At 50.7% G+C, this 7,069-nt stretch carries 8 protein-coding genes; 3 read left to right on the top strand and 5 right to left on the bottom strand.

Features of this window, described 5'->3' with window-relative positions:
• Positions 1-207 precede the first annotated feature (207 nt).
• From HMPREF3050_RS01655 to HMPREF3050_RS01640, 4 genes are all read right to left on the bottom strand, one after another.
• Entirely contained in the window at positions 208-759 is a 552-nt protein-coding gene (locus HMPREF3050_RS01655; protein ID WP_070773225.1) for a hypothetical protein, read from the bottom strand.
• Positions 760-951: 192 nt separating this feature from the next.
• Positions 952-1,644 (bottom strand): SMI1/KNR4 family protein, encoded by a 693-nt coding sequence (locus HMPREF3050_RS01650; RefSeq protein ID WP_070773224.1) that lies wholly within the window; start codon positions 1,642-1,644, stop codon positions 952-954.
• A 76-nt stretch (positions 1,645-1,720) separates the two neighbouring features.
• Complete coding sequence (locus HMPREF3050_RS01645; protein WP_246830201.1) at positions 1,721-3,763, bottom strand: PEP/pyruvate-binding domain-containing protein; 2,043 nt, start codon at positions 3,761-3,763, stop codon at positions 1,721-1,723.
• On the bottom strand, positions 3,760-4,692 hold the full coding sequence (locus HMPREF3050_RS01640) for an AEC family transporter (RefSeq protein ID WP_070773226.1): 933 nt from the start codon (positions 4,690-4,692) through the stop codon (positions 3,760-3,762). The genes HMPREF3050_RS01645 and HMPREF3050_RS01640 overlap by 4 nt, the downstream gene beginning before the upstream one ends.
• Here HMPREF3050_RS01640 and HMPREF3050_RS13060 point away from each other — a divergent pair.
• Both HMPREF3050_RS13060 and HMPREF3050_RS01635 read left to right on the top strand, forming a co-directional pair.
• The gene (locus HMPREF3050_RS13060; RefSeq protein ID WP_094113283.1) at positions 4,691-4,873 is read left to right on the top strand and encodes a hypothetical protein; all 183 of its coding nucleotides are present in this window, start codon (positions 4,691-4,693) and stop codon (positions 4,871-4,873) included. The two genes, HMPREF3050_RS01640 and HMPREF3050_RS13060, sit on opposite strands and share 2 nt — an antisense overlap.
• A gap of 142 nt (positions 4,874-5,015) precedes the next feature.
• Entirely contained in the window at positions 5,016-6,329 is a 1,314-nt protein-coding gene (locus tag HMPREF3050_RS01635; protein ID WP_070773223.1) for an NCS2 family permease, read from the top strand.
• A gap of 151 nt (positions 6,330-6,480) precedes the next feature.
• Here the strand turns inward: HMPREF3050_RS01635 and HMPREF3050_RS01630 are convergent, their stop codons facing one another.
• Positions 6,481-6,765, bottom strand: coding sequence for a TM2 domain-containing protein (locus HMPREF3050_RS01630; protein WP_049229547.1), 285 nt, complete (start codon positions 6,763-6,765; stop codon positions 6,481-6,483).
• Between the two features lie 148 nt (positions 6,766-6,913).
• Here HMPREF3050_RS01630 and HMPREF3050_RS15095 point away from each other — a divergent pair, with 148 nt between their 5' ends.
• On the top strand, positions 6,914-7,039 hold the full coding sequence (locus tag HMPREF3050_RS15095; protein ID WP_283122375.1) for a hypothetical protein: 126 nt from the start codon (positions 6,914-6,916) through the stop codon (positions 7,037-7,039).
• Positions 7,040-7,069 lie beyond the last annotated feature (30 nt).

Raw genomic sequence — 7,069 nt, 5'->3', positions numbered from 1 at the left:
CGAAGGTGAGGTGGTAGGATTGGCGGGCAGTCATGGCGTTGATTTTAAAGATGACAATGAGGTTCGTATGGTAACTTGAACGTCATCAACGGTAAAGCAAATGGGATAAACGGTAGAAAGGTCGTCTGAATGGAGGTTTTCAGACGACCTTGATAGAAGTTTGGTTTCTAACTCAATCTACGCTTTTCTAATTTAAGATAATCCGAATCATGATAGTAAGCTTTTTAGCCACTCAATGAACTGATCAAACCAACTTCCTTTATTTTCCTTTAAAGATTCCTGTTCAGTTTGGATAGAAACTCTATCTACACATTGACCTCTAGTATAATCTTGAACCCTAAAATGACCATTTTGATCTTTTTTAAGGCAAATTGTATCTCCAAAACCAGTGAAATTCGGCTCTATCCTTAATTGTTCATTTTTATTTGGATCAGGACGCAGCCTAATTGCATAAACTTGCCTATCTTCTAATTTTAGATTTGGAAAGTTTGAAGAATTCAACATAATACATTTTTCTTTAGTCGGGTAATTTTCTTCAAATGTTGCCTCATAGAGCATGCTATCCATACTTTCTGAAAAAACTTGAGATATATCTATGAAATACGCGCCAATCAAGTCAGGTCTGTCAATATAAAGACACGGAGTATTATCTATCATCCTGATGCTAACTACACCATCTGCATCAGGGGCTTTGGAAAAAGCATTACAATTAAATGTAAATAACAAAATTGACAATGCAGAAAATAATTTTATGTACATAGAAATTCCAAGTAAGCAAAACAGCTATTGTAACGAATACGAAGCAAAGGTCGTCTGAAAACTTTCAGACGACCTTTGTGAAAGTTGGATTTTCACTTCAACCTACGCCTGTTATGTAAATAATGCGGTGTTTTCTTACATCTTTTTTCTTTCGTATTTTTATCCTGATTTAAACCGAAACCAATATACCCGCTAGTCGTAGTCGAAAGGTTCGAATTCTTCGTCCAGCCGTTCGCATGAGATGAACTGTTGTTCGGCGGCTTTGGTTTCTTCGTCACTCAACATGAACAATCCGCCCCATCGGTCTTTTTGATAGGGTTTTTGATAGGTTTGCCGGAGGAATTCATATTGTTCAGTGGAGAGGTAGGGTCGGTGGCTTTCCAATTGAGCAAACAGTTGCCTGCGGTAGTCTTCGGGGGAAGTATCTTCTTCGGGGAAATAGTCCGCTTGGGCTTGCAGCAGTCTGCGGAAGATGAAGTCTGCTAAGTTTGCGGCTTCTACTACGCTGAAGTCGTCGTCGTGATACAGACGTGTGATACATGGCCCGCCTTCTTGTCGGTAATCGAATGCGTAGTAATCGCCGTTGCCCGCTTCGGCAAAGGCGATGAGTTTGCCACGGTATTCGGGTTTCAAACTCATCCATTCACTGTCGTCGCATAGCTGTTCGTTGATTCCCTGCAATTCGTCGGCGTAAGGCAGTTCAAATTCCGAGCCGACCAGCAGTAAAGGCGGATGTTCGAGCAACTTGGGAAAGGTTTCGCTATACCATTTGCTACCCAATTCGCCCCAGTCCAACATACCGTCGGCAGCGAGGCGTTTGTATAGGTTGGGCAGGGAGATGCCGTATTGTGCTTCGGTTTGGCTGATGAAATCCTGATAATTCATGATGTTTCCTTTGCTAGATTTTGGTTTTGAACTTCATTGAAGCCGCGTTTTCAGACGACCTCTTCCCTTTCCCACTTTACCGTCTGCCGTTTAAATAAGGCCTTGCCTGAAGGATGACGAGTTTGCCGCCTGCGAAAGCCCATTCTATGTCTTGTTCGCCGTTGCCGAAAAGCTGTTTGATTTGCTGTCCGGCTTGGTCGAGGCGGCGGATTTGGTCGTGGTTCATGACGTTGCCGCCAGTTATCGGTACTTCCCTGACGCCGCCGTTTTCATCCAGTTGCAGCGCGGTGGTTTCGTTGGAGGAGCTGAGGCGTTGTACGGCGTCGTTGCGGCGGTTGTAAACGGCTTGTTCCGCCACCCGTTTTCCTTCGACCACGCGAATGCCCAGCCCGCGTTTGGCGGCGATGTAGGAAGTGTTTTTCTGCGCGGTATCGTAGGGATTGACGGTAACGAGTACGCCGGAGAGGTCGGCATTGATGCTTTGTTGGACGAAGACGCTCATTTTCACGCTGTCGTGCGGCAGTCCGGCGATGCGGCGGGCTTCGTACGCGCTGTAATTGAAGACGGAAGCCCAAGACTGTTTCACTGCTTCTGCCAGCGCGTTTTCGCCGGTTACGTTCGGCACGGTGGTGTACAGTCCTGCGCCGCTAAAATTCGGCAGGTCTTCGGAATTGGACGAGCTGCGGACGAACACGCCTTTGCTGTTTAACTGGCTGCGCCATTGTTCCGCCCAGGTGCGTTTCCATTCGGACGGGATTTCGGCATCGGTGATTTTTTTCTGCAAGGCGAGCAGGGCGGTGCGGCGTTTGCGGTTGTCGCCGCCGCTTTGTGTTTCGATTTGCGCCAGTGTTGCCGCGTTGATGCCGAGTTTGTCCATCATGGCGCGGTAGTAGGCGAAGGGGATACAGAACCCGTCGGGGACGTTGCTGCCTGCGATATGGGCGCGGATATGGCCGAGGTTGGCGGCTTTGCTGCCGCAGTAACGGCTGTCTTCACGGCGCAAGTTGGCAAGCGGCCGCAGGCTGTAATCGGTAGTGTCGGGCTGCGGCAGGGAGAGGTCGTCTGAAAAGGTTTTGGCGGCTGTGTTTCGGTTGGTTTGGGCGACCCGATATTGTTTCGCGTCGGCTGCCAATTCGATGCGGCGGCCGATATAGGGCGCGAGGATTTTTTCGGCATCTTTGAGGTAGATGTTGGGAATGCCCCAGCCGCGCGCCAAGACGTTCACATGCGACAGCGCGGTGGACGGTTTTTCGCTGATGATGCCTGCTACGGGCGGCAACACCAGCGGCACTTCTTTCAAGATGATGATGTCGTCCGCACCGACATCGTAAAGGTCGTCTTCCTGAGTGATGACGCGCAATGTGCCTACCGCTTTCCCCCTGTGCAACGGTGAATAAGGAAAATTCTGTATCAGGCTTTCTTGGGTTACGAAGGGGACTTTGCTTTGCGCGGCAACGGTTTCCTGCCACAGGGAATTGGTTTTGTAGCGCAGCGGGGCGAAGAAACTGTCTTTCAGACGACCTTCTGCCAATTTCAGCAATTCGGGCGTGATTTTGTCGCCTTCCCAAAATTCGTAAACGTATTCTTGAGTGCTGTTCTGCCAACTGATGGTGCCAAACAGGAAGCGGCGGTTCGGGCTGCAGTATTGTTCGAACAATTCTTTGCGCGTCGGCATCGGCTTCAAAATCTCGGCGAGATAGGTTTCGTGCAGGCGGTATTTCGGCGTGTTGATGTAGTCGGTGCGGTTGTTGTCTTCGCGGTCGATAAGGAAGAGGATATGCGGGATTTCGTATTCGCTGTCTTGTTCGTAAACGCGCGAAAGCAGATCGAAATCGGCGCGGCTGCGGATGGCGGGCAGCGCGGGCGTTTGCGTTTTGACCAGCGTGGCGGCTTGGCGTTTGTCGGACTCAAAATAAGAAGGCTTGCGCGTGGTCGGCGCGGCGGTATCGGCGACTTCAGCATTGGGATGACAGGCGGCGAGCAGGAACAATAGTGAGAGGCAGACGCTGGTTTTCATGATAATGGCAACGATAAAAAACGGATTGTAGCAAGAAAAGGTCGTCTGAAAACCCTGTTCGAGGTGTTTCAGACGACCTTTTTCTTGACCCAACCCTTTCAAACCATCGCTTGATACAACGCAATCATCAGCGGCATGGTGATGACGCACAGCAGCGTCGTGATGCCGTAAATCGCGCTGGCTTTACGAGCGTTCTGACCATAAACCATCGCCATTTGGGTAACGGTGGACGCGGCGGGGCTGACGGTGGCGAGGAAGCTGATGAGGACGACGGTATCGCTGTGTCCGCCTAAGTGGGTAATGCCTGAAACTTTGACAAACACCAGCAGAATCAGCGGGATAAGCATCAGACGCAGGAAGGCGACGAGGTAAATCCGTTTGGAGAGGACGATTTCTTTGAGCGGCAGCGAGGCAATCAGCATTCCGGCAACGAGCATGGCGACCGGACCTATCATGCCGCCAATCGTGGCGAGCGTGTTGTCGATGATGTGCGGCAGTTTGATTTGAAAGGCAAACATGAACACGCCGATAAAAATGGAAAGGATGTTGATGTTGGTGAGTACGGTTTTCCACGCAAGATTGCCGCGCCCACAAAGCAGCAGGCGCAGGTGCGTCCAGAAAAGGAACATTTGGACGATGATGAAGCCGCTGGTGTAAATCACCCATTGCGGTCCGAAAATGGACATCACCAGCGGGATGATGAGATTGCCGGAATTGGTGTAAACCGTGGCGGCGTGTTCGAGCGTATCGAGCTTGAACAGGGTTTTGAAAAGCCTGCCCAGCGCAATCAGCAGGATGTGGAACACGACCGCCAAGGCGACCGAGAGTTTCAGCCCGTCAATGATGTCGGGCGTGTTCTCGATTTGGAAGGCGTGAATCATCACCGACGGGCTGATGAGGTAGAGCGCGATGACGGAGAGCGTGCGGCTGTGTTCGGAATTCAGAAGCTTGGATTTCACCAACGCCATGCCCATCAGGACAATCAGGGTCAGCTCGGTGATTTTGCCGGCGAGGAGCAGGGCGGTTTCCATGAGTGTGGCACATTTTGGGAAAACGGAAATTTTACGCTTGCGCGCCAGTGCGGACAATGTATTCAGAACACGGTTTCAGACGACCTTTCCGTGTTTGCCGCCGTATTCAAAGGGCAAAGGTCGTCTGAAAACGCCGCTCGGATTTTCAGACGACCTCACGCTCTGCCCTGTTCTCATTTAAAGTTAATCCACTATACGCACAGACACAGCGGGAATGGCAGCACGTTGCCCCAAGTAGAATGTTGACAATTTTTCACCCGACGACAGGGCGTTTTCAGTATAATACCGCCCGCAAATTTTCCTTTTTTTGAAAAGCATAAATCATGACTACTTCAAATCAAAATGTGCTGGAGCGCATATTCAATTTAAGCGCAAACGGCACGAATGTGCGCACTGAACTGACGGCAGGTCTGACCACCTTCCTCGCCATGTGTTACATCATCATCGTCAATCCGCTGATTCTCGGCGAAACGGGCATGGACATGGGCGCAGTATTCGTCGCCACCTGCATCGCTTCCGCCATCGGCTGCTTCGTGATGGGCTTCGTCGGCAACTATCCGATTGCGCTCGCGCCGGGCATGGGCTTGAACGCCTATTTCACCTACGCCGTCGTCAAAGGCATGGGCGTGTCCTGGCAGGTGGCTTTGGGCGCGGTATTCGTTTCCGGCATCATTTTCATTTTATTCAGCTTTTTCAAAGTGCGTGAAATGCTGGTGAACGCGCTGCCTATGGGTTTGAAAATGTCGATTGCCGCCGGTATCGGACTGTTTCTGTCGCTGATTGCGCTCAAAGGTTCCGGCATCATCATCGCCAGCGAGGCGACTTTGGTGAAACTGGGCGACATCCACCAACCTGCTGCGCTTTTGGTGCTGGCAGGCTTCGCCATGGTGGTGGCTTTGGGGCATTTCCGCGTCAAAGGGGCGATTATCCTGACCATTCTGGCAATCACAGCCATTTCCACCCTACTGGGCTTGAGCGATTTTAAAGGCGTGGTCGGCGAAATTCCGAGCATCGCGCCGACTTTCATGCAGATGGATTTCAACGGTCTCTTTAAAATCAGCATAATCAGCGTGATTTTCGTCTTTTTCCTGGTTGATTTGTTTGACTCCACCGGCACGCTGGTCGGCGTTTCCCACCGCGCGGGCCTGCTGGAAGACGGCAAACTGCCCCGCCTGAAGCGTGCCCTGTTCGCCGACTCGACCGCCATCGTTGCCGGTGCCGCACTGGGTACGTCCTCGACCACACCGTATGTCGAAAGCGCGGCGGGCGTGTCCGCAGGCGGCCGCACCGGTCTGACTGCCGTAACCGTCGGCGTATTGATGTTGGCGTGTCTGATTTTCTCGCCGCTGGTGCAGAGCATCCCCGGCTTCGCCACCGCGCCCGCGCTGCTCTACGTCGGTGCGCAAATGCTGCGCAGCGCGCGCGAAATCGACTGGGACGACATGACCGAAGCCGCCCCCGCTTTCCTGACCATCGTGTTCATGCCGTTCACCTATTCGATTGCCGACGGCATCGCCTTCGGCTTCATCAGCTACGCCGTGATTAAACTTTTATGCAACCGCGTCAAAGACGTGCCGCCTATGGTGTGGATAGTCGCCGTATTGTGGGCGTTGAAATTCTGGTTTATGGGTGGCTGATGCCGTTTTCAGGTTAGCCGTTTCATTCCCCGCAATAGCAAAAGGTCGTCTGAAAATTTTCAGACGACCTTTTGTTGGTTTTTAAGATGTACTGAATATTTGAAACTTCGCGCTATCGTTCCGCTCAAAATTCAAAGGCATCAGCCAATGCTTAAAACCACTCTTTCTTACCGATAACATAAACTTGTTCAAATTCTTCCGGCGTACATTTCAGGTATTTAACGATGTCGATGATACAGAAAACAAAAATAATCATCGGACCAACGAGAATAACCGAACCTAAAATACAAATCAACAGGTAGATAATACCGACTTTGTTTACGCCCAAATAAAATTTATGCACCCCGAAGCAACCCAAAAAGAACGCCAAAACAGAGGCAACAAGTCGTTTGTCATCGGTAATACGAGAGGATTGCAGAGGTGTATTTTCGGACATTTTTTTCTCCAAACGGATAGTCAATATTAAGAAAGTGTTTTTAAGTATAGCAGAATAATGATATTAATTTCACACAGATTTTATTTTTACTGCCCGCCTGAAACGCATCCTGTTTACCGACTCGACCGCCATCCTCACCGATGCCGACATGTCTGATTTTCTCGCCGCCGGTGCAGAGCATCCCCAACTTCGCCACCGCCACCGCGCTGCGTTACGGCGGCTGATACCGTTTCCAGAGTTGATTCCACAATCGTTTGTCTTCTCCCTGCAATAACAAAAGGTCGTCTGAAAATTTTCAGACGAC

Origin of the sequence: Neisseria sp. HMSC065D04, from assembly GCF_001815675.1 — a bacterium.
Taxonomy (GTDB): domain Bacteria; phylum Pseudomonadota; class Gammaproteobacteria; order Burkholderiales; family Neisseriaceae; genus Neisseria.
Note: the sequence above shows the minus strand (reverse complement) of the source record. Positions and strands in the feature narration are given on the sequence as shown.